Genomic DNA, 21,204 nt, shown 5'->3' with positions numbered 1-21,204 from the left:
CGCGAACGGACATTTAAGCCCCGGGGCTTAAATGTCCGCTCGCGCCTCTCCTATCGGACGACGGCGGCCCCGCACCTTTGGATGAAAAAGGTGCGGGGCCGCCGTCGTACTTTTGGGCCCACGCTGCCGAGGGGTCCCCACCCGAGCTTGCGAGATGGGGGAGGCAGTGGGGACTAGGCCAGGCGGGCCTTGAGGCCGTCGAGCTCCTGCTGGAGCGCAGCGGGCAGCGAATCACCGAAGTTGGCGAACCACTCCTCGATCGAGGCGAGCTCGGTCTTCCACTCGTCGGGGTCGACGTGGACTGCTTCCTCCACCTCGGCGGGGGTCATGTCGAGTCCGGTGAGGTCGATGGCGTCGCCGGTGGGGACGAAGCCGATGGGGGTCTCCACGGCGTCGGCCTTGCCTTCGAGACGCTCAATGGCCCACTTCAGGACGCGCGCGTTGTCCCCGAAGCCCGGCCAGGCGAAACCGCCCTGGGCCGTGCGGCGGAACCAGTTGACCAGGAAGATCTTGGGCAGGCGCTCCGGGTTGGCCTTGGCGGACAGGTTGACCCAGTGGTTCAGGTAGTCACCCGCGTCGTAGCCGATGAACGGAAGCATGGCCATGGGGTCGCGGCGGACCACGCCGACGGCACCGGCCGCAGCAGCGGTGGTCTCGGACGACAGGGTGGAGCCCATGAAGATGCCGTTGGTCCAGTCGCGGGCCTCGGTGACCAGCGGGATGGTGGTCTTGCGGCGGCCGCCGAACAGGATCGCGGACAGTTCCACACCGTCCGGGCTGTGGTACTCCTCGGCCAGCATGTCGATCTGGTCGATGGGGGTGCAGAAGCGCGAGTTCGGGTGGGCTGCCGGCTTGCCGGACTCAGGCGTCCAGGAGTTGCCCTGCCAGTCCGTGAGGTGCGCCGGGGTTTCCTCGGTCATGCCCTCCCACCAGACACCGCCGTCGTCGGTCAGTGCAACGTTGGTGAAGATGCTGTTGCCCTTGGCGATGGCACGCATGGCGTTGGGGTTGGTGCCCCAGCCTGTGCCGGGAGCCACACCGAAGAGGCCGGCCTCGGGGTTGACGGCACGCAGCTCGCCTTCCTTGCCGAACCGCATCCAGGTGATGTCGTCGCCGAGCGTCTCGACCTTCCAGCCCTCGATCGTGGGGTCCAGGAGGGCCAGGTTCGTCTTGCCGCAGGCGGACGGGAACGCTGCTGAGACGTAGTACGTCTTCTGTTCCGGCGAGGTGAGCTTGAGGATGAGCATGTGCTCGGCAAGCCAGCCCTCGTCGTGGGCCATGACCGACGCGATGCGCAGGGCGTAGCACTTCTTGCCCAGCAGGGCGTTTCCGCCGTAGCCCGAACCGAAGGACCAGATGGAGCGCTCTTCGGGGAAGTGCACGATCCACTTGTCCGGGTTGCAGGGCCACGGGACGTCGGCCTGGCCGGCCTCCAGCGGAGCACCCAGGGAGTGCAGGGCCGGAACGAAGAAGGCGTTGGTCTCGGTGATCCGGTTCAGCACGTCGGTGCCGATGCGGGCCATGATGCGCATGGAGGCAACAACGTAGGCGGAGTCGGTGATCTCGACGCCGAACTTCGGATCCTCGGCATCGAGGTGGCCCATGACGAACGGGATGACGTACATGGTGCGGCCGCGCATGGAGCCGGAGAACAGCCCGCGCAGCTTCTCCTTCATCTCCGCCGGGGCCATCCAGTTGTTGGTGAAGCCGGCGTCGTGCTCCTTTTCGGAGCAGATGAAGGTCTGCTCTTCGACGCGGGCCACGTCGGCGGGATCCGAGAAGGCTGCGAAGGAGTTGGGGAACAGGTCCTGGTTCAACCGCTTCAGGGTGCCGGCCGCGACGAGTTCGTCAGTGAGGCGGGTGTTTTCTTCCTCGGAGCCGTCGACCCAGTGAATCCGGTCCGGCTGGGTTAGCCCAGCGACCTCTTCAACCCACGCCAGCAGACCGGGGTGGGTGGTGGGTGCCTCTTCAAGCAGGGGCAGTCGCGTCAGGTGGGCCATTGCAGTTCCCTTCGTCGGGTTCAGTGGTGTGTGCTAAATGCTATTTCTGATGATCTGGACCAATCCGCTGTCAGACATCGGATGTCCTGCCCGTCCGCAGGCAACTTCCGCGGAAAATCAAGGAATTTTGATTTAGGAAACTTGAAATTAGTGACGAAGGTCACGTAGACCGGTCTAGTTGTGTAAATTACATGGTCCTCGATTTGGAACTGCGGCCGTCCTCGCGTAAAGTTATTCGAGGTTCGGGGCGAGCGAAGAGTTCGGCAGGAACCGGAAGATGCGCCCATAGCTCAGCTGGATAGAGCGTCTGTCTACGGAACAGAAGGTCAGGGGTTCGAATCCCTTTGGGCGCACAAAGAGAAGGTCCGCACCGGGAAACCGGTGCGGACCTTCTGCGTTAAGCCCGCCGGCCGAGCTGCATTAAGTCTCAAGCCTGCCTGCCGGGGCCGCGGCCCCAAACCCGATGAAAACGCACGCCGGAACCGGCTACCTATTCGCCGACGGCCTCAAGGATCCGCCTGCGGAATCCGTCGAAGTGGTGAGTCAGCTCGCGGGCTGCCCATGCCTTGTCCCCGGCGGCGACGGCCGAGTAAATGTTCCGGTGCACTGCAGCGAGCGCAGGAAGGTCCTCCACTCCGGGGCCAACCTCGGTGTAGATCTTGCGGTAGACCTTCCAGAAGACGCCAAGCAGGTTGAGCAGCAGTTCATTGTTCAGTGGTTCAAAGAGCCGGCGGTGGAATTCGGCATCGGCTTCCACGAAGGCCTCCCCTGCCGCCGCGCTCTGCTCCATGCGGACCACGGTTTCCTCGATGGCGGACAGCTGTTCGGCCGTCATCTCATCCATCGCACTGCCGATGAGACCCGCCTCCAGCGCCTGGCGGACGTCCACCAGCTGGCGCGCTTCCAGGCCGTGGTGCCGCAGGGACAGCCGTCCGCGGAATATCAGGCCGTCGGCGAGGGACTCGAAATTGCTGGGCGCGACGAACATACCGAATCCGTGGCGGATCTCGATGACCCCCAGCGCCTGCAGGACCTTCAGCGACTCCCGCAGGGTGTTCCGGCCCACGCCGAGAGCCAGGCACAGCTCATTTTCGGTGGGAAGGGCATCTCCGGGCTCCAGATCGCGGTCCAGGATCAGTTCCATGATGTCCGACTGCAGGGCGCGCAGACGGGCCTGGGCGCTGAAACGGGCCGGCGGAACCATGTTGGAGGGCTGCATGGAGGGCTCCTTAGCAGTGGCCGTACTTTTCCTCACCGTATCGGATGTCCCACGTCCCCGGAACGGGCGGTCCATTGTTACGGCTGCGCCTGCCAAATTCCGCGTCAGGCGTGGGCGTAGTCTGATGCCATGCCACGTCTTGTTGAACGGGAATTCGATGTCATTGTGATCGGCGCCGGCGCCGTAGGCGAAAATGCCGCGGACCGCGTGGTGCAGGGAGGCCTGACAGCGGTCCTGGTGGAAGCCGAACTGGTGGGCGGCGAGTGCTCCTACTGGGCCTGCATGCCGTCCAAGGCGTTGCTCCGCCCGGGCACCGCGCTTCACGGTGCCCAGGCAGTTCCCGGCGCCAGCGAAGCCGTGACCGGAACGCTCGACGCAGCCGCGGTCCTCAAGGGGCGCGACTCCTTCACCTCCCACTGGCAGGACGCCAGCCAGGTGGAATGGGTGGAGGGTGCGGGCATCGAACTGATCCGCGGCCGGGCACGGATCACGGGCGAACGGGCCGTGAAAGTAGCCGGGCTGGACGGTGACGACTACGCACTCACGGCGCGTCACGCCGTCGTACTTGCCAACGGCTCCACGCCCAGCCAGCCACCCGTTGACGGGCTGTCCGAGGTCGAGTACTGGGGCACACGGGAGGCGACCTCGGCAAAGGAGGTCCCCAAGCGCCTTGGCGTGCTGGGCGGCGGCGTCGCCGGCACGGAGCTTGCCCAGGCGTTTGCCCGCCTCGGGTCCGCGGTCACGCTGGTGGCCCGCAGCGGGCTGCTGCGGAACTTCCCGGCCGAGGCCGCGGAACTGGTGGCCGCCGGCCTGCGTGCCGACGGAGTGGAGCTCCGGGTCGACACCAAGACCCGCAGCGTCCACAGGAATTCCGATGGCTCCCTGACGCTCTCGCTCGACGGCGGCGACACCGTCACTGTGGACAAGCTGCTGGTGTCCACCGGCCGGCGGCCCGCGTTGGACGGGCTCGGACTGGAGAGCGTGGGGCTGTCCGCCAGCGACGGCAAGCCCCTGGCCATCCGCACGGACCCGACCGGCCTGGTGGCCGAAGCGGCGGGCAACGGCGACGGTCCCTGGCTGTACGCGGTGGGCGACGCGGCAGGCAAGGCCCTGCTCACCCACCAGGGCAAGTACGAGGCCCGGGCCACCGGCGCAGCCATTGCAGCCCGGGCCAAGGGCGAGCTTCGCGGGGAACCCGAGCCGTGGAGCCGGTATGCCCAGACGGCCGATGAGCATGCCATTCCCAACGTGGTGTTCACCGATCCCGAGCTGGCCAACGTCGGCAGGTCGCTGGAGCGGGCCCGCAAGGATGGCTACAACGCGTCGTCGGTGGAGCTGCCCATTGCCGTGGCGGGTTCCTCCCTGCACGCCAAAAACTATGAGGGATGGGCGCAGCTCGTGGTGGATGAGGACCGCAAGGTGCTCCTCGGCGCAACGTTCGCCGGCCCGGGCGTCGCCGAACTCCTGCATGCCGCGACGATCGCCGTCGTCGGGGAGGTTCCGCTGGACCGGCTCTGGCACGCAGTGCCCTCCTATCCAACCATCAGTGAGGTCTGGCTGCGGCTGCTGGAGAAGTATGGTCTCTGACGTTTATTTGAACTGACCAGTCAGTTCAGTTAGCCTTGAGGCAGACAACTTCTGCGAAAGGCTCCCTTTGCTCTGCGCACGACAGCCCAGCGTGAAAGGCCGGCGGCTCGACCTCCTGCCGCCGACTTCCCTGCAGGTGGCCCGCGGCGAACTGCTGCTGGTGACCGGCGACCGCCAGGACCAGAGGACGGCCCTCGCGCTCGTCCTCAGCGGCCGGATGAGGCCCGACGGCGGCACTGTCAGCTGGGACGGCTCTGCCGGGATCAGGCCGCTGCGGCGCGCCGCCGCCCTGGTGGACTCCCCCGGCGTCAACGAACCCGAACAGCACCTGAGTGTCGCGGATCTCGTCACCGAGGATCTGGCCCTGGTCCCCCGCCGTTACCGTGGGGCCCTGCTCAGCAAGCCGTGGCTGAAGGTCAACCGCTTCGAGGATGTCGCCGGCCTGTGGACGGAGCAGCTGCCGCCGGCCCGCCGCACCGAGCTCCTCACGGCGCTGGCCCTCGCCAACCCCGGCACGGACCTGCTCGTTGTGGACTCCCCTGACCGGCACGGCGCCGACCCTGCCGGCTGGCTGCCGCGGCTCAGGGAACTGGCGTACGACGGCGGCCGCCCCCTCGCCGTCGTCGCAACCGTTACTGCCCTCCCGGACGGCTGGACCGGACCGTCCGCGGCAATCGGCAACGCGGACCGCCGCTCCTCGCCGGGGAGTTTTTGTACAGATGATGGCCACAAAACGCCCCCGACGTCCGAATATGTGGACGAGAACTCCGGCCTGACGGGTGAGGTGGCCAAATGACCGTCCTGCGGCTGGCGCGCTCCGAACTCAAGCGCATGACCGGCGGGTTGCTGCCCAAGCTGACCATCATGGCGCTCACCCTGGTGCCGCTGCTCTACGGGGCGGTGTACCTGTATGCCAACTGGAATCCGTACGGCAACCTCGACCGGATCGACGCCGCACTCGTGGTGGAGGACGCCGGGGCGGCCACCGGCAACGGAACGCGGCTGGAGGCCGGGCAGAAGGTGGCGGACAGCCTCCTCGACGGGCACGTATTCAACTGGCAGACGGTCCCGACCGCCGCCGAGGCGGACCGGGGCGTCAGCGACGGCAAGTACGCATTCGCGCTCAAGATCCCCAAGGACTTCTCCGCCAACCTGGCCTCGCCCGGCAGCTTCGATTCGGCGACCCAGGCCATGCTCAACGTCACCACAAACGACGCCAACAACTACCTGCTGAGCACCATCGTGGACAAGCTGGCCACGGCCGTGCATGCGTCGGTGGCCAAGGAGGTCGGCGCGGAAACGGCCAACCAGCTCCTCACCGGGTTCGGCACCATCCACTCCCAGATGGTGAAGGCGGCCGACGGTGCCGCCCAGCTGGCCGGCGGCGTTACCCGCCTGCACGACGGCACGGCCACCCTGCATGAGGGAACCGGGAAACTGGAAACCGGGGCCGCCGACCTTCACAACGGCCAGGTCAGGCTCCGTGACGGGGCAAACGAGCTTTCGGCCGGCGCCGGACAGCTGAGCGGAGGGCTGGCGGAACTGCGGGACGAGACGGCGGGACTTCCGGCGGACTCGCAGCGCCTCGCAGACGGTGCCGCGCAGGTTGCGGCAGGAAACGCGGCGCTAAACAGCAAAGTGCAGGACGCCGTCGGGCAGCTGGAGGCCGCTGAAGACGGTCTCCGCGGCCGGCTGCAGGAGTCCAACAACAAGCTGGTGGCCGCCGGTGTCCTGACCCAGGAACAGGCGGACAAGGTGCTCGCGGAGGTTGATTCATCGGCCTCCTCCGGCCCGGTCAGCGATGCCAGGGGGAAGATCCAGGCGGACGCCGCGCAGATCCAGCAGCTTGCGGACGGATCGGCTGCGGTCAGTGCCGGCGCGGCCCGCCTGGCCGCCGGCACACCGGCCCTGACCGGCGGCATCGCCACCGCGTCCGCCGGGGCAGACCGGCTGGCGGCCGGAGCCTCGACGCTCGCTTCCGGCGAGCAGTCAGCGGTGGACGGTTCCGCTGCCCTGTCGGCGGGTGCCCAAAAGCTCGACGACGGTGCGGCGCAGCTGGAGAGCGGAGCGGGCACCGCCGCGGCCGGGGCCGGGAAACTGGCTGACGGGCTGTCCCAGGGAGCCGGCAAGGTCCCCCACCCCGACGCCTCGCAAAAGAGCAGCCTCTCGGCTGTGATGTCCGATCCCGTGGCCGTCAGCAACGTCTCGCAGGCAAAGGCCGGCTCCTACGGTGCAGGACTCGCTCCCTTCTTCATGACACTTGCCCTATGGATCGGCATCTTCATGCTGGTCCAGGCCATGCGGCCCATCACCCAGCGCGCCCTGGCCTCCAATGCGCCGGCGTGGAAGATCGCCGTCGGGGGCTGGCTCCCGTTTCTGGCGGTATCTGCCTTGCAGGCAAGCCTGCTCACGGTGGTGGTGAACGTCGGCCTGGGACTGCATCCTGCCCACCCGTGGCTGATGTGGCTGTTCCTGCTGGCAGCCGCCATGGCGTTCAGCGCCATCATCCAGGGCATTGTGGCGCTGCTCGGTTCGCCGGGTAAGCTCGTGGTGCTCATCCTGCTCGTGCTGCAGCTGGTCTCCTCCGGCGGCACTTTCCCGTGGCAGACCACGCCGGAGCCGCTGCACACCGTCCACCGGGTCCTGCCCATGGGGTACGTGGTGGACGGCATGCGGCACCTGGTCTACGGCGCGGACCTGTCCCTGCTCCCGGCTACCGTGGCGGGCCTGTTTGGCTACACTTTGCTGGGGATAGCCCTTTCGACGCTGGCCGTCCGAAAGAACAAGTTCTGGACCCTCAAGACCCTGAAACCGGAGATCGCCGTATGAGCACGCTGGAGGCGGACCAGGAACCCGCTGCACCGAGGAAGCTCCGCCCCGGCCGGACCAACGCCACGAAGCAAAAACTGTTCGAGGCATCCATGGACCTGATCGGGGAACGCGGCGCGTCAGGCGTGACGGTGGACGAGATCGCCGCCGCGGCCGGCGTGTCCAAGGGGACCGTCTACTACAACTTCGGCAGCAAGTCCGACCTGATTGCCCAGCTGCTGCGGCACGGCGTGGACATCCTCGAGGCCAGGCTGCTCAGCGTGCAGGGCGGGACGGCGGATCCGCTGGCCGGCATGGAGGCGATGATCGGCCAGGCCATGGACTTTATGGCCGAGTATCCGTCCTTCGCCAGGCTGTGGGTGGGCGAACAGTGGCGCACCCCGAGTGAATGGCAGGACACCTTCGCCGAGCTCCGGGCCCGGCTGCTGCAGGTGATTGGCACGGCAATCGAAGGTGTCGCCGCGCAGTACCCGGTGGACGCCACCATTTCCCGGGGAAGCCTGGAAGCTGCCGTGTTTGGCGCCTGCTTTGTGGTGGGGCTGGACCGCCAGACGTACAACCCCGAACGGAGCCGTGACCAAAGCGTTGCAGCCATCATGACAATCATGCGCGGCTACGTGCTGAAGGGACCCAACCGTCAGGGATGATTAGTCCCATGCGCCACATGGGTAACAGCGGAAAGACAGCGATAGGTGCGTTTGCCGCAGCGGCGGGCCTGCTGGTGCTGACGGCCGTCACGCTGGAGGAGGCCGCGCTGGTGGCCTTCCTGGGCGCCCTGGCCGTGGGGTATGTGGCGTCCGTGGCGGAGGCCTTTGCCCGGCACCGCTACCTTGCCCTGTTGGCGGGCGGCGCCGGGACCAGCCTGTTTATCGGCTGCAGCATCGCCTTCCTGCGCATGTGGGGGCTGGCGTTCAACCAAAGTCCGGCAGCCCTGGGCCAGGCTGTGACCACACGGGACTCGGACATCTACTTCTACCTGGCCGCAGCCTCGGGATGCCTGACGCTGCTGGTCCTGTTCTGCGCGGCGGTCTGGCCGTCCCGGCGGCGGCTCCGGCGGGAGAGCCCCACGAGGCCCGCGGCCGCGGCCAGGCCCCGGGGCGTCAGTCCGGCCAGGGCGGCCGGAGCGCCGTCGCGTCCTGCAACGAGACTCCCGGCGGGCGCCCGGCAACCAGCGCAGGCCCCGGTTCGGCAACAGCAGGCCCAGCGGCCGGCCCAGCCAAAGCCGCCGCAGCAAAAACGCGCAGTCAGGCAACGCTAGGGCCGGCCACCGGACCAAAGACCGGCTACCGGAGGATGTTGAACGACTGCCACCCTGGCCCAACCGCCCGGAGCCCGGTGAACTGGCTGTTGCCCAGGCCGTAGTACACGAGGCGCCCATCGGTGGTTTTCGCGGTGAGTCCGCGCGTCCCCGGCCCCTGGAACCCGAACGACGCGTGGGACTGGACCAGCGCATTCCACCCGGTCCCCACCCGGCGGCGGGTTTCGGCAGCGAACCTTCCGGCGCCGTCGGACCTGTACAGCAGGAGTTCGCCGGTCGCCCTGGTGACCAGCAAGTCCTGGCGGCGGTCATTGTCGAAGTCGGCCATGGTCAGTTTCATGCCCTGGAATCCCTGCCCGAGCCGCAGCCGCGTGCTGAGCGCACCGCCCGTGGCGTTCGGGTAGAAGTACATGGCACCGTCTGCCGCGGTGCCCACCACGCCCGGATAGCGCTGGCCGCTGTGCCATTTGCCCACGGTGATGTTCATGGACTGCCATCCGGCGCTGCCCACACGGAGGGGGCTGAGGAATCCGCCGGAGAGCTTGCCGCGGTACACAGAGAGCGTCCCCGTCTTCCACTGGGCCACGATGTCGTTGACGCCGTCGGCATTCCAGTCAGCGACGAAGCCCGCCTTCAGGCCTGACCAGCCCGGGCCGATCCGGACGCGCGTGCCTAAGCCGCCGCGGCCGTTGGCCGGATAGGACCAGAGCACGCCGCTGGAATCGGCGGCAAGCACGTCGGCCCCGCTCCTGATCGTGGGGCGGGCGGAAAAGTACTGTTCCATGGTGGGGATGGCCCGGCTCTTCATATCGGTGGCCAGCGGAACGCCGACGAATCTTAGGTGCCACGGTTCATACGTGTAGCCGGTGATGCCGGAGTATCCCTGCGGGTAGCGCACGATGAAGCCGTAGCGGTGGGCGTTCGCCGCCACCCAGCGCCCGCCCGGTGTGGTCCCGAAGCAGGCGGTGAGGCCACAGCCGCCGCCCGCGTTGCCGATGTCAGCCGCCAGGCCCGTCTGGTGCTCGCTGTAGCCAGGTCTGGCCGAAATCTGGTCGGCATAGGCCTGCCCGTACATCTGCACGTAGGAGCTGTACAGGGCACTCTGGGATGCGTAGGACCGGTAGCCGCTGATGACCTCCAGGGAATATCCGGCGGCGCGCGCCCCGGCGAACAGCTGGCCCAGGGCACCTGCGACCTGTCGCCGCAGCAGGTGGCCCGTGCCGTTCGTGCTGACGAGGTCCGACGGCGCGAACTGGCGCGGATTCAGCGGGCGCGACTTGTTCACAAGGACCCACGCATGGCTGGGGTTCGAAACCACCTGCGTGGACAGCGGCTCACCGGAAGGAGCCGCGGTTGCCTGCTGCGCCCCGGCGGACAGCATCAGCAGAACGACGACGGCGGCAGCGAACCGCCGGGCACCGGCCCGCCACCGGGCGGATACGGAATTCAGCATGGCGGCCCTTCCCCAAATTAGACGACGCTGGGGACAAGCCTACTCGTCCGCGCTAGTGCGCGCGCGGGACTTTGAAGTGCGTGAGCCTGGCGTCCTGGCCGTCCAGTTCGGCCCAGGGCTTCTCTGTCTCCAGCACCGTCAGGCCGCTCGTGGGAAAGCGTGTGGCAGCATCCATATAGGCGTCGTGGTTGGAATCCCGCGACGCCAGGTGCATGGCCAGATCCTGCACGCCGGGCATGTGGGAGATCACCATCAGGGTGGTCACGGTGTCCGGCACGTGGTTGATGACCGCAAGCATGCGCAGCGCAGAGGCGCCGTAGAGGCCGTCCTCAAGTTTCGGCGTCGGGGCCTTCTCGCCCAGTTCACTGCACACCCACGTGCATGTCTGCCGTGTGCGCAGGGAACTCGAGCACAGGATGAAATCCGGGACGATGTTGTGCTTGAGCAGCCATTTGCCGGCAAGCGGAGCCTCGCGGTGGCCGCGTTCCTCCAGGGGACGCTCGTGGTCCGCCACCCCGCCCGGCCAGTCGGCCTTGGCGTGGCGCATCAGGACCAGCCGCTTCTTATGGTGCGCACTCATGGACTCACCCTACTATCAGCCGCGGAGGCCAGTGCCCGCTGGCCCCGAACGCGGAAAAGCGGTTTTCTGCGTAGTGCCGCATCGCCGACTGAGGAACGAAGGAGGTGTCTAAGGCACGGCAGAAAGCCGCTTTGGCGCGTCGCTGAAGGACTAGATCGAGTATTCCGGGGCGGCCCAGACAACGACCTCCGGGTGCTCGTAGAAGCGGTAGCCCTGGCCGCGGACCGTGCGCACGGTGTTGGCGAGGCGGCCGAGCTTGGAGCGGAGGCGGCGGATGTGGACGTCGATGGTGCGCTCGTTCGGCACTTCTTCGGCGTTGCGCCACAGGCCCTCGAGCAGTTCGTCGCGGCCCACGGTGCGGGTGCCGTTCTCCACGAGGTAGTTGAGCAGTTCGAATTCCTTGAACGTCAGGTTCAGGGATTCGCCGTCGAGGTGCACCTCGCGGCGGGCGAGGTCGATCAGAACACCGGAGGGACGGGGATCCTGGGCCGGCTGCACGCGGGCAGTCTCGGTGCGCTGCCGGGCATTGACGGTGGGGTCACCAAAGGTGGAACGGACCACGTCGAGCGCGGAACCGGGCGCGCTGGCCGGCGCCACAGCGACGGCGGCGTAGCTCTCGGCACCGGTAACCAGGGACTGCGCGTAGGCCCGGATCTCCTGGGCAAGCTTGGCGATCGAGGTGCCGGCGGCAGCCGCGGTTTCCTCGTCGATGCCCATGTACAGGACGAACCCGCGGGCGACGTTTTCGTTCGGCACGGGGCGCACCGGGGCGGTGGCAGCCGGGGCCACAAGAGGTGTGGGCGCGGTCAGCGGCGCGGCTTCGTCAGCCTGCACGGCGCGCAACTGGCCGTACGAGTTCGGGTTGTAGCCCTGCGGTGCGTAACCCGGTGCCGCGGGAACGGTGTTGGCCGGGCCAGCCGGGGCGAACGCGGGGCGGGCGCCGAATCCCTGGCGCAATCCCTGTGCCTGACCTGCTTTGTTGGCGTTACGGACTGAGATGTGGACGTATCCGGATGCAACTGACATGAATGCTTACCTCAATGTGAATGGCCGTCATCGCGGCTCGAATGCTTGGGTCCCCGCAATGATTCTGGGGAGGGGCGCCCTACGCTGGGCTGGGGGCGAATGCCTAAAAACTTCGTGGGGTGGTGAAAGTTAGGCGTGCATTCGACAACAGCGCATGTCGGCAGCAGCGGGTGTGCTGGACCAATATTCTGCGGCTGCAGGTGCTGTTGAGTTCTTGTTCACATTTGAAAGTGTGCAACGTAACAATGAAAACTTGCAAGTAACAATGGACGAAAGCGTCCGCATGCTGAGACAAAAAGCTCTTTTGTGTGATAAATCACAGTTTTGCAGGCGGCTGATTTTTCGTTTTATTTTCCTGAACGGACGGTCGGAAAGCTGCTCCCGCAGAATCTTCTTCGATTTTTCCATGAATACGCGCTGAATATTCAATGACATCTGAATTGCCGGAAACCCGCAGCCGCGATACCTCGATTGTCCAGCTATGACGCAGGCGAGGCGAAAGTTTTTTGCTCAAGCGCAGGTAGCGGCTGGGGTCAAATCCGCCGGGACGGGCGGCGGCAGCGCCCGGTTCGACGGGCGCTGCGCCTTTCCGGGTTAGTCAGCTGGACTGGCTCGAGCCGCTGGTTCCTGACTGCGTGCTCCCGCCTGACTGTGTGGTGGTCCCGCTCACCTGCACGTTCTCGGCTGCAAATGCCGAGCCATCCTTGCCGGCCACAATCCTGACAGTGGTCCCGGAAACGATGTCAGCCACTGTCAGGTCGCCGGTTGCCGACTGCTGCCTCCTCTGCAGCAGGTTGCTCACTACCGTGTCGCCGCTGAGTGTGTAGGTGCGCGTGAAGCCGTCGGAACTCTTCACCGTGACCGAACCGGAGGAAACGGCGGAAACAGTGCCGAGCTGCGCCACCTTGGTGACGTACTGCCCGTTCTCCTCGATGACGTATTCCGAGTGGACCGCCGCCGAGACGCCGCTGCCCATGCCGCCGAGGCCGTTGGGCGCGAAGTCGCCTCCTTGGCCGGGCACGGATCCGCTGCCCGGGGCCTGCATGCCTCCCGGGCCGCCCATTGACCCGCCGTCCTGTGGCAGGCCACCCTGCGTTCCGCCCTGACTCAGGCCACCCTGCGCCAACCCGCCCTGGGCCCCGGCGGCAGTTCCGCCGGCAGCGGCAGCGTTGCTGCCCAGGCCGTACACGGTGGCCCCGGCGCCTGCCGCCAGAACCGTTGCCGCACCGGCCACTACCAGTCCGCGCTTCATGGTCCAGGGCTTGCCGCCGGCTGCTGGACCTCCGGCTTTTCCGGCCGGCGGCGGCCCTCCCCAGCCCGCACCCCACCCGGCGGCAGCACCGCCGTCGGCGTCCTCGGCTGTAAGCAGGGCTCCGCCGGCACCCCAGCCCGCATACGCAGGGGTGGCTGCCGGCGGGTTCGCGGCCTGGAAGTCGGGGTCGCCGCCCGTGGCGGCAGGGTTCGGCACGGCGGTATTAGGTGTGGCGGCCTCCGGTGCGGCATGTGAAGCGGCGCTCCGGGAGGAAAACGTGCCCAGAGACATCACCGGTTCGGCCGCGGGTCCCGTTTGGTACGCCTGAACATCCGGTAGCGGCGCCGGAGGCAGGGGTGTGGTTTCTGGAACAGGTGCGTGCTGCTGTCCGCTCATTGCGATCTCCTTAGGGGTGCGGAAGTGTCCGTTCCAGACTGGAAAGCCTTCCTGTGTTTGGCCTGTGCGGCTCAAGAGCCATGGCTGTGACCTGAAAAATGCCTTCATCGGGCCTTTCAGCTCGCTAGGCTGGGATTCACAGCCGGCGCACAGGGTTGCCAAAGCGGCGGCTAAACACCAGAACGGAGAGTTGTCACATGGCCACTTCGCACTCCATGACCAACAACCTTCCCCAGCTGACCCATCCGGACGGCTCCCCCATCCGCGCGCTTGTGGTTGACGACGAGCCGAGCCTCTCGGAGCTCATGAGCATGGGCCTGCGCATGGCCGGCTGGTCGGTCGCCGTCGCTGCCGACGGCCCCGAGGCCGTGAAACTCGCCAAGGAGTTCCGCCCGGACGTGCTGGTGCTTGACGTGATGCTTCCCGGGTTCGACGGCGTCGAACTCCTGGGCAGGATCCGCGCCTTCGCACCGGAAGTCCCGGCCCTGTTCCTCACCGCCAAGGATGCGGTGCAGGACCGCATCGTGGGCCTCGCCGCGGGCGGCGACGACTATGTCACCAAGCCGTTCAGCATGGAGGAGGTCCTGCTGCGCCTGCACCGGCTGGTCCAGCGCTCCGGTGTGGCCGCCATGGATTCCGCTGAACTTGTGGTGGGCGACCTGGTCCTGAACCTCGACACGCGCGAAGTCACGCGCGCCGGCGACGAGCTGCAGCTGACCGCCACCCAGTTCGAGCTGCTCCGCTATCTCATGGAGAACCCCAAGCGCGTGGTCAGCAAGGCCCAGATCCTGGACCGGGTGTGGAATTACGACTTTGGCGGCCAGGCCAACATCGTCGAGCTGTACATCTCCTATCTGCGCAAGAAGGTGGATGCCGTGCATCCGCCGATGATCCACACGGTCCGCGGCGCGGGCTACGTCATCAAGCCGGCAGAGTAGGCCGTGGCAAACCTTTCCGGTGCAGTCCGTACCCAGCGCCGAAGCTGGCTGAAGCCGGGCACCTGGCATCTCCGCACCCGCCTGGTCCTGGTGGCAATGGCGCTGCTCGTGGCCATCTGCGCTGCGATCGGCCTGTTCAGCTACGCCAGCATGGACTCATTTCTGACACGCCAGCTCGACGAGCAGCTCACCGGGGCCGCTGACAGGGCCCGGGACTTTGGCCGTCCGCCGCCCGGCGCCTCGGGCTACAAACCGGATCCCCTCGAAGGCCGGGGCCAGCGTGTGGGCACTCTTGCGGGCAGGATCCAGGCCGGCCAGGTCACCGCAGGATTCCTGGCCTCCGATGCCACCCGGAAGGCACTCTCCGCGGCAGACAACCAGGTTCTCCTGGCTCTGCGCCGCGACGGCGTCCCCGTCGACCGCACCCTGTCCACCGGCGCCTACCGGCTGGTTGCCGCCCAGACACCCTATGGCGACGTCATGGTGACAGGGCTCCCCCTGGCGGACAAGCAGAGCACCCTGACCTCGCTCGTCTGGACCATCACGATTGTCTCGCTGGGCGGACTCGTGCTGATCGGCCTGGCCGGGACGGTGCTCATCCGCCGCACCATGAAACCGCTGGAGCAGCTCTCCGAGGTGGCCACCCAGGTGTCGCGCCTGCCGCTGGACGCCGGTGAGGTGGCACTCGCCGTCCGCGTCCCGCCGTCGAACGCCCATCCGGGAACCGAAGTGGGCAGCGTGGGGCACGCCCTGAACCAGATGCTGGACAACGTCTCCAACGCGCTGGAAGCGCGGCAGGAAAGCGAAATGAAGGTGCGGCAGTTCGTGGCGGACGCCTCCCACGAGCTCCGGACGCCGCTCACCGCCATCCGCGGCTACACCGAGCTGATGCGCATGACCGAAAAGTTCACCCCGGACGGCCAGCGGTCCCTTGCACGCGTGCAGAGCCAGTCGGAACGCATGACCGCCCTGGTGGAGGACCTCCTGCTGCTGGCACGGCTCGACGAAGGCCAGCCGCTCAAGCTCAGCGAGGTTGACCTCACCCAGCTCGTCATCGAGACCGTCAGCGACGAAAAAGTCATGGCGCCGGACCGGGCGTGGCACCTCGACCTTCCCGAGGAACCCGTGTCGGTCCGGGGCGATGCCTCACAGCTGCACCAGGTCCTCGTGAACCTGCTCTCCAATGCCCGCAAGCACACCCCGCCCGGCACCACGGTGACCACCGGCGTGATGCGGTCGGCCGACGGCAGCGCTGTGATTACGGTCACGGACGACGGCGCCGGCATCCCGCCCGAATTCGTGGACAAGGTGTTCGCTCGCTTCGCCCGCGCAGACGCGTCACGGGCGACTCCGGCGCAGCCGCCACTGGCACCGGCATCCGCTGCGGCGAAGGGTTCTGCGGCCGGTGGCGCAACTGCGGGAACGGCCCTCCGTACCGCGGATCCACAGGGAGAACCGGGGGTCGCCTCGGCAGAGGGAACGAGCGGCCTGGGCCTGTCCATCGTGCAGTCCATCGTGGAGGCGCACGGCGGCACAGTGGAAGTCACATCCCGGCCGGGCCGGACAGAGTTTGCCGTCCGGCTGCTCATGCAAGGCGCCGCGCCGGCCTCGTGATTCCCGTTACCTAAATGTGACTTAATCAAAAGCCTCCTGTACCGTCGATGGAGTGCGGCCGCCACTAGAGCCGCATGTCCGGATTGACGCCCAGCTCTGCCGCTTCCCGGATTCCGCTAGATCAGGCAGAGGCGGGGGAACCAGAGTCCCGGGCTTTCCGCATCAGCCCTTGGGGTGAAGCCGACACGTGAATTTTCCGTGCGGCCGGATGACCTCATCCGAACCCGACAGCTAACTCCGCAGGTGTTGAGAGGCAATCAACCATGTCTGAATTTAAGACTCAGGCGCGCCCTGAACGCGCCTCCAAGCAGTCCGGCAGCAAAATTTCACGTCATCGGGCCGATCCTGCCCAGCCCAAGACTGCACTTGGCCGTTTCGCCGCAGGCCTGCCTACCTTCGGACGCCGGGCAGCCGTCCTGACCACTGCGGCCGCCGTGCTCGTTGGCGTCGGCGCCGCAGGCCAGGCGGCCGACCAGGCTGCCCCTTCCGCCGCCGTATCGTCCGTGGCCACCGCTGACAGCGGGCAGACGCTGAGCTTCGACAGGTCGCTGATCTCCGCCCTCCCGGCCCCGTCCGCGGCGTCCATCGCTCCGCAGTCCTCGTCCCAGGATGCCGCCGCAACCAAGGCCGCCGCCGCCGCCAAGACCGCCGCTGCGAAGACGGCCGCTGCGAAAGCGGCTGCGGCAAAGGCAGCCGCCGCCAAGGCGGCCGCTGCTAAGAATGCCGCCGCTGCCAACGCCGCCGCGGTTGCCAAGGCCAACGCCGCGGCCGCTAAGGCTGCTGCGGCCAAGGCCGCCGCTGCCAAGGCTGCCGCCGCCGCCAGGGCCAAGGCTGCCGCACCTGTTGCCCTGAATGATCCCGCCGGTGCCCAGGCCTACGCGGCCAGCAAGCTGGGCTCCTTCGGCTGGTCCGCCCACCAGATGCAGTGCCTGAAGCGGCTCTGGACCAAGGAATCGGAATGGCGCACCACGGCCACCAACGCCAGCAGCGGCGCCTACGGCATCGTCCAGTCGCTGCCTGCCGAAAAGATGGCGACCGCCGGGGCGGACTACCGCACCAACTACCGCACCCAGATCAACTGGGGCCTGGACTACATCAAGGAGCGCTACGGCTCCCCGTGCGGTGCTCTGAACTTCCACCTCGCCCACAACTGGTACTGACCGGTTGCCGCAGCCACACCGGCTGACGGCGAGCATTTCTGCACCGCTTTAGGGTGACCGCCTAGGTGTGCCAAGGGCCCCGGATCCGCCAGGATCCGGGGCCCTTCTGCGTCCCTGCTCTTCCTCGCGCAGGCAGAGTGGTGCAGAAATGCAGGCCTCAATGTCCACCGCACCGACGACAACCACACAGGGGGCGCAGAAATGCGGCAACCACCGCTGATGATGACGGCCGGCGAACGCCGAAGCCACATCCACAGCCCGTGCACAGCTTCGCCCTAAAACCCTCATAACAGCGGCCGCCACTGTTGATGCATGACCATCACTGACCAGGCCTCAGGAACCCAGCCGCACCCACCTCTGCATACGCCGCCGCACGCGCTCCACGGAACCGGCGCGGCCGGACACGCCCCGGCGCAGACCCTCACCAGGCACACGCGGCGGTCCCCCATCGACATCGCCACCGCGGTACCGGTGCTGGACGTGACCATCCCGGTCTACAACGAGGAACGCGACCTGGAGGAGTGCCTGCGCCGGCTGCACGCTTACCTGCGCGGTATGTTCCCGCACTCGTTCCGCATCACCGTTGCCGACAACGCGAGCACAGACGGCACGCTCAAGGCCGCCGAGCGGGTGGCGCGGGAACTCCGTGAGGTCACCGTGGTGCACCTCGAGGAGAAGGGCCGCGGCAACGCTCTGCGCAAAGTCTGGCTGGCCTCGCCGTCACCCGTCCTGGCCTACATGGACGTGGACCTCTCCACCGACCTGGCCGCGCTGGGCCCGCTCCTGGCGCCGCTCATCTCCGGCCACTCGGACCTGGCCATCGGCACCCGGCTGACCCGCAACTCCCGGGTGGTCCGCGGGCCGAAGCGCGAATTCATCTCCCGCAGCTACAACTTCATGCTGCAGTCCCTGCTGGGCGCACATTTCAGTGATGCACAGTGCGGTTTCAAGGCCATCCGGGCTGACATCGCCCAGCAGATCCTCCCACACACCATGGACACCGCCTGGTTCTTCGACACCGAACTGCTGGTCCTCGCGGAACGGTGCGGCCTACGCGTCCACGAGGTGCCGGTGGACTGGACGGACGACCCCAACTCCAGCGTGGACATCGTCCAGACGGCCCTCGCCGACGTCCGCGGCATCGCCCGGCTCAGCAAAGACATGGTCACCGGCCGCATCCCCGTCGCCGAACTCCGTGCTGCCTTGGCCCGCGGCCCCCTCCCCGCCGCATCACGCAGCCAGGAGCAAAGCCCGGGCAGCAGCCTGTTCGGCCAGCTGGTGCGGTTCGGCACGATCGGCGTGGCATCCACTCTGGCGTATCTCGTTCTCTTCTACCTCTGCCGCAACCTGATGGACCCGCAGCTGGCCAACCTGCTGGCCCTCCTCACCACAGCCGTGGCCAACACCGCTGCGAACCGCCGTTTCACGTTCGGCATCGCCGGCAACAGTGGCGTTGCCCGCCACCATTTCGAGGGGCTGCTGGTTTTCGGGATCGGGCTCGCCCTCACGTCCGGAGCGCTCGCCCTGGTCCACAGCGGCGCACTGCCGGGAGGCACGACGCCGGACCGCTGTCTTGAGCTGGCGACCGTCACCGCCGCGAACCTCGCGGCCACCGCGGTGAAGTTCCTGCTGTTCCGTCTGTGGGTTTTCCGACGGCGGCCGGTCCCCGCCAACGCTCCCGCCGATCCTGCCGCCTCCGAGGCATCCCTCCCGCAGGCATCCGTCCCGACCACAGAAACGGCAGAGTCATGAGCACCACTGTCACTCCCCCCAACCAGACGGCAGACCAGACCGAAGCACGCGAGCCGGCGAAAGCCGCGTCGGCCGCACCCGGCAAGCCCAAAGACACCCCGGCGCGAACCCGCCGGACCGGCAGGGCGTCCCGGCTGCTGCTGGGAAACCAGCCCCGCTGGATCCGCCCCTCGGCGGCGGCGCTGCTGGCGTTCACCGCCGTCCTCTACTTGTGGAACCTCGAAGCCACGGGATACGCCAACTCCTTCTATGCAGCGGCCATCCAGGCAGGCACCAAGGACTGGACGGCGCTGCTGTTCGGCTCCCTCGACGCCGGAAACGCGATCACCGTCGACAAGCCCCCGGCTGCGCTGTGGATTCCCGCCCTCGTGGGCCGGGTCTTCGGCTTCTCGCCGCTGAGCATGCTGGTGCCGCAGGCACTCATGGGCGTGGCCGCCGTCGGACTCCTGTACCTGACGGTCAAGCGCATATCCGGACCCGCGGCGGGACTGCTGGCCGGCGGCGTGCTGGCGCTGACTCCGGTGGCCGCGCTGATGTTCCGGTTCAACAACCCCGACGCGCTGCTCACCCTGTGCCTGGTGCTGGCCGCCTACCTGGCCACCCGGGCCATCGAAAAGGCCGGCTGGAAGTGGCTGGCCGCCGCCGGTGCAGTCATCGGCCTGGCCTTCCTGACCAAGATGCTCCAGGGCTTCCTGATCGTTCCCGGCCTCGCACTCGCCTACCTCTGGGCTGCCCCCACGGGCCTCGGCCGGCGTCTGCTGCACTTGCTCGCGGCGGGAGGCGGCATCGTGCTGGTGGCCGGCAGCTACATCGCCTTGTTCCAGCTGACGCCCGCGTCGGCCAGGCCCTACATGGCCGGGTCCGAAACCAACAGCTTCCTCGAACTGACCTTCGGCTACAACGGCCTCGGCCGCATCACCGGATCCGAGGGCGGCATGGGCGGCGGCATGCCCGGCGGTGGCGGCGGCATGGGCGGGAACGTCGGCTTCGGCGGAACCGCGGGGATCACCCGGATGTTCGGTACCAGCTTCGGCGGCGAGGTGTCCTGGCTGCTGCCGTCGGCCCTGATCCTGCTGGGTGCCGGCCTGTGGTTCACCCGCCGCGAAGCCCGCACGTCCCGGACCCGCGCGGCTCTGGTCCTCTGGGGCGGCTGGCTGCTGGTCACCGCCGGGATCCTGAGCTTCATGAGCGGCACTGTCCACCCGTACTACGCTGTTGCGCTGGCCCCGGCAATAGCCGCGCTGGTGGGCATCGGGGCCGTGGAGCTGTGGCGGGGCCGTGCCTACTGGCCTGCGCGGATTACGCTGGCCGCCACAGTCCTGGCCGGATCGGTCTGGTCCGCGGTGCTCCTGGGTCGCGACGCAACGTGGCTGCCCTGGATCAGGGTGGCGGCGGTCATCCTCGGTGTGCTCGCCGCCGCCGCACTGCTGCTCCGGCTCGACTCACTCCGGGTTGTTCCCGCCCGCTTCCGCAGGATGGCAACGGCAACCGTCGTGGCGGTTTCGCTGCTGGCCGGCGGGCTGGGCAGCACGGCCTGGACCTTCGCTACGGCAGCCCAGCCCCACTCCGGGTCGATTCCGACGTCGGGCCCCACGGCCTCCGCGATGGGCGGACCCGGCGGCCAGGGCGGACGCACCGGCTTTGCCGGCCCGGGCACCTCCGGGCCGGGCACCTCCGGGCCGGGCACCTCCGGCTCGGGGCTGGCGGATGGCTCCGGTCTGGCCCCGGACGGTTCCGGTCTGGCGCCCAACGGCTCAATCGACGGCGGGACTGTTTCCGGCGGTGCAATGGGTCCCGACGGCGCCAGCACGGCGAACTCCCAACTCACCGCGCTGCTCAAGGCCAGCACTGCCAAGTGGTCCGGGATCGTTTCCGGGGCCAGCCAGGCAGCCAGCCTGGAACTCGCCACGGACACCAGCGTGATTGCCCTCGGCGGCTGGAACGGCGGTGACCCCTACCCCACGCTCGCGCAGTTCCAGGAGATGGTGGCCAACGGCGAGATCGGCTACTTCATCTCCGGCGGCGGGATGGGCGGAGGCGGCGGACGCGGCGGAAACTCCGAGGTGGCCACCTGGGTTGCCGCCAACTTCGCGGCCCAGACCGTGGGCAACTCCACCGTCTACAAGCTGACCACCTAGGC

General features: G+C 67.7%; 17 protein-coding genes, 1 tRNA gene and 1 riboswitch. Of the genes, 12 read left to right on the top strand and 6 right to left on the bottom strand.

Features of this window, described 5'->3' with window-relative positions:
* Positions 1–173 precede the first annotated feature (173 nt).
* Positions 174–2,000, bottom strand: coding sequence for a phosphoenolpyruvate carboxykinase (GTP) (locus tag ABRP34_RS18125; protein WP_003801252.1), 1,827 nt, complete (start codon positions 1,998–2,000; stop codon positions 174–176).
* A 279-nt stretch (positions 2,001–2,279) separates the two neighbouring features.
* Here ABRP34_RS18125 and ABRP34_RS18120 point away from each other — a divergent pair.
* Positions 2,280–2,353, top strand: a tRNA-Arg gene (locus ABRP34_RS18120).
* Between the two features lie 137 nt (positions 2,354–2,490).
* On the opposite strand, the gene ABRP34_RS18115 is transcribed toward ABRP34_RS18120, so the two are convergent.
* Positions 2,491–3,219, bottom strand: coding sequence for an FCD domain-containing protein (locus ABRP34_RS18115; RefSeq protein ID WP_353711238.1), 729 nt, complete (start codon positions 3,217–3,219; stop codon positions 2,491–2,493).
* Positions 3,220–3,348: 129 nt separating this feature from the next.
* On the opposite strand from ABRP34_RS18115, the gene ABRP34_RS18110 reads away from it, so the two are divergent.
* From ABRP34_RS18110 to ABRP34_RS18090, 5 genes are all read left to right on the top strand, one after another.
* Complete coding sequence (locus tag ABRP34_RS18110; protein ID WP_353711237.1) at positions 3,349–4,806, top strand: NAD(P)/FAD-dependent oxidoreductase; 1,458 nt, start codon at positions 3,349–3,351, stop codon at positions 4,804–4,806.
* A gap of 67 nt (positions 4,807–4,873) precedes the next feature.
* Complete coding sequence (locus tag ABRP34_RS18105) at positions 4,874–5,602, top strand: ABC transporter ATP-binding protein (RefSeq protein WP_353711236.1); 729 nt, start codon at positions 4,874–4,876, stop codon at positions 5,600–5,602.
* Positions 5,599–7,635, top strand: coding sequence for a YhgE/Pip family protein (locus ABRP34_RS18100; RefSeq protein ID WP_353711235.1), 2,037 nt, complete (start codon positions 5,599–5,601; stop codon positions 7,633–7,635). Before ABRP34_RS18105 ends, ABRP34_RS18100 begins: the two co-directional genes overlap by 4 nt.
* A complete protein-coding gene (locus ABRP34_RS18095) occupies positions 7,632–8,282 on the top strand; it encodes a TetR/AcrR family transcriptional regulator (protein WP_353711234.1) in 651 nt (216 codons plus the stop codon). The genes ABRP34_RS18100 and ABRP34_RS18095 overlap by 4 nt, the downstream gene beginning before the upstream one ends.
* 8 nt (positions 8,283–8,290) lie before the next feature.
* The gene (locus tag ABRP34_RS18090; protein WP_050934316.1) at positions 8,291–8,893 is read left to right on the top strand and encodes a hypothetical protein; all 603 of its coding nucleotides are present in this window, start codon (positions 8,291–8,293) and stop codon (positions 8,891–8,893) included.
* A gap of 25 nt (positions 8,894–8,918) precedes the next feature.
* On the opposite strand, the gene ABRP34_RS18085 is transcribed toward ABRP34_RS18090, so the two are convergent.
* From ABRP34_RS18085 to ABRP34_RS18075, 3 genes are all read right to left on the bottom strand, one after another.
* Positions 8,919–10,346 carry a D-alanyl-D-alanine carboxypeptidase family protein gene (locus ABRP34_RS18085; protein WP_353711233.1) on the bottom strand — a complete coding sequence of 476 codons (1,428 nt, stop codon included), beginning with the start codon at positions 10,344–10,346 and terminating at the stop codon, positions 8,919–8,921.
* Between the two features lie 52 nt (positions 10,347–10,398).
* Positions 10,399–10,926, bottom strand: a complete 528-nt coding sequence (locus ABRP34_RS18080; protein WP_003801267.1) for a histidine phosphatase family protein — start codon at positions 10,924–10,926, stop codon at positions 10,399–10,401.
* Between the two features lie 150 nt (positions 10,927–11,076).
* Positions 11,077–11,952, bottom strand: coding sequence for a winged helix-turn-helix domain-containing protein (locus ABRP34_RS18075; RefSeq protein WP_003801270.1), 876 nt, complete (start codon positions 11,950–11,952; stop codon positions 11,077–11,079).
* Between the two features lie 154 nt (positions 11,953–12,106).
* Here ABRP34_RS18075 and ABRP34_RS18070 point away from each other — a divergent pair, with 154 nt between their 5' ends.
* Positions 12,107–12,373: a hypothetical protein gene (locus tag ABRP34_RS18070; RefSeq protein WP_353711232.1), complete on the top strand. Its 267-nt coding sequence runs from the start codon at positions 12,107–12,109 to the stop codon at positions 12,371–12,373.
* Between the two features lie 177 nt (positions 12,374–12,550).
* On the opposite strand, the gene ABRP34_RS18065 is transcribed toward ABRP34_RS18070, so the two are convergent.
* Positions 12,551–13,600: a hypothetical protein gene (locus ABRP34_RS18065; RefSeq protein WP_353711231.1), complete on the bottom strand. Its 1,050-nt coding sequence runs from the start codon at positions 13,598–13,600 to the stop codon at positions 12,551–12,553.
* Positions 13,601–13,797: 197 nt separating this feature from the next.
* Between ABRP34_RS18065 and ABRP34_RS18060 the strand changes: the two genes are divergently transcribed.
* From ABRP34_RS18060 to ABRP34_RS18040, 5 genes are all read left to right on the top strand, one after another.
* Positions 13,798–14,538: a response regulator transcription factor gene (locus tag ABRP34_RS18060; RefSeq protein ID WP_003801275.1), complete on the top strand. Its 741-nt coding sequence runs from the start codon at positions 13,798–13,800 to the stop codon at positions 14,536–14,538.
* A gap of 3 nt (positions 14,539–14,541) precedes the next feature.
* A complete protein-coding gene (locus tag ABRP34_RS18055; protein WP_353711230.1) occupies positions 14,542–16,152 on the top strand; it encodes a HAMP domain-containing sensor histidine kinase in 1,611 nt (536 codons plus the stop codon).
* Between the two features lie 94 nt (positions 16,153–16,246).
* Positions 16,247–16,410, top strand: a riboswitch (cyclic di-AMP (ydaO/yuaA leader).
* A gap of 5 nt (positions 16,411–16,415) precedes the next feature.
* Positions 16,416–17,312 (top strand): hypothetical protein, encoded by an 897-nt coding sequence (locus tag ABRP34_RS18050; RefSeq protein ID WP_353711229.1) that lies wholly within the window; start codon positions 16,416–16,418, stop codon positions 17,310–17,312.
* Positions 17,313–17,624: 312 nt separating this feature from the next.
* Entirely contained in the window at positions 17,625–19,064 is a 1,440-nt protein-coding gene (locus tag ABRP34_RS18045; RefSeq protein WP_353711228.1) for a bifunctional glycosyltransferase family 2/GtrA family protein, read from the top strand.
* On the top strand, positions 19,061–21,202 hold the full coding sequence (locus ABRP34_RS18040; protein WP_353711227.1) for a glycosyltransferase family 39 protein: 2,142 nt from the start codon (positions 19,061–19,063) through the stop codon (positions 21,200–21,202). The genes ABRP34_RS18045 and ABRP34_RS18040 overlap by 4 nt, the downstream gene beginning before the upstream one ends.
* Positions 21,203–21,204: the final 2 nt, after the last annotated feature.

This window comes from Arthrobacter sp. K5 (genome assembly GCF_040448525.1).
Classification (GTDB): Bacteria; Actinomycetota; Actinomycetes; order Actinomycetales; family Micrococcaceae; genus Arthrobacter; species Arthrobacter globiformis.
This window is presented reverse-complemented; position numbering and strand designations above follow the sequence as displayed.

Bases quoted from the DNA above. Each gene is read 5' to 3' on its own strand.
- ABRP34_RS18125 (WP_003801252.1), bottom strand. From the start codon at position 2,000: ATGGCCCACCTGACGCGACTGCCCCTGCTTGAAGAGGCACCCACCACC.
- ABRP34_RS18115 (WP_353711238.1), bottom strand. From the start codon at position 3,219: ATGCAGCCCTCCAACATGGTTCCGCCGGCCCGTTTCAGCGCCCAGGCC.
- ABRP34_RS18110 (WP_353711237.1), top strand. From the start codon at position 3,349: ATGCCACGTCTTGTTGAACGGGAATTCGATGTCATTGTGATCGGCGCC.
- ABRP34_RS18100 (WP_353711235.1), top strand. From the start codon at position 5,599: ATGACCGTCCTGCGGCTGGCGCGCTCCGAACTCAAGCGCATGACCGGC.
- ABRP34_RS18095 (WP_353711234.1), top strand. From the start codon at position 7,632: ATGAGCACGCTGGAGGCGGACCAGGAACCCGCTGCACCGAGGAAGCTC.
- ABRP34_RS18090 (WP_050934316.1), top strand. From the start codon at position 8,291: ATGCGCCACATGGGTAACAGCGGAAAGACAGCGATAGGTGCGTTTGCC.
- ABRP34_RS18085 (WP_353711233.1), bottom strand. From the start codon at position 10,346: ATGCTGAATTCCGTATCCGCCCGGTGGCGGGCCGGTGCCCGGCGGTTC.
- ABRP34_RS18080 (WP_003801267.1), bottom strand. From the start codon at position 10,926: ATGAGTGCGCACCATAAGAAGCGGCTGGTCCTGATGCGCCACGCCAAG.
- ABRP34_RS18075 (WP_003801270.1), bottom strand. From the start codon at position 11,952: ATGTCAGTTGCATCCGGATACGTCCACATCTCAGTCCGTAACGCCAAC.
- ABRP34_RS18070 (WP_353711232.1), top strand. From the start codon at position 12,107: ATGTCGGCAGCAGCGGGTGTGCTGGACCAATATTCTGCGGCTGCAGGT.
- ABRP34_RS18065 (WP_353711231.1), bottom strand. From the start codon at position 13,600: ATGAGCGGACAGCAGCACGCACCTGTTCCAGAAACCACACCCCTGCCT.
- ABRP34_RS18060 (WP_003801275.1), top strand. From the start codon at position 13,798: ATGGCCACTTCGCACTCCATGACCAACAACCTTCCCCAGCTGACCCAT.
- ABRP34_RS18050 (WP_353711229.1), top strand. From the start codon at position 16,416: ATGTCTGAATTTAAGACTCAGGCGCGCCCTGAACGCGCCTCCAAGCAG.
- ABRP34_RS18045 (WP_353711228.1), top strand. From the start codon at position 17,625: ATGACCATCACTGACCAGGCCTCAGGAACCCAGCCGCACCCACCTCTG.
- ABRP34_RS18040 (WP_353711227.1), top strand. From the start codon at position 19,061: ATGAGCACCACTGTCACTCCCCCCAACCAGACGGCAGACCAGACCGAA.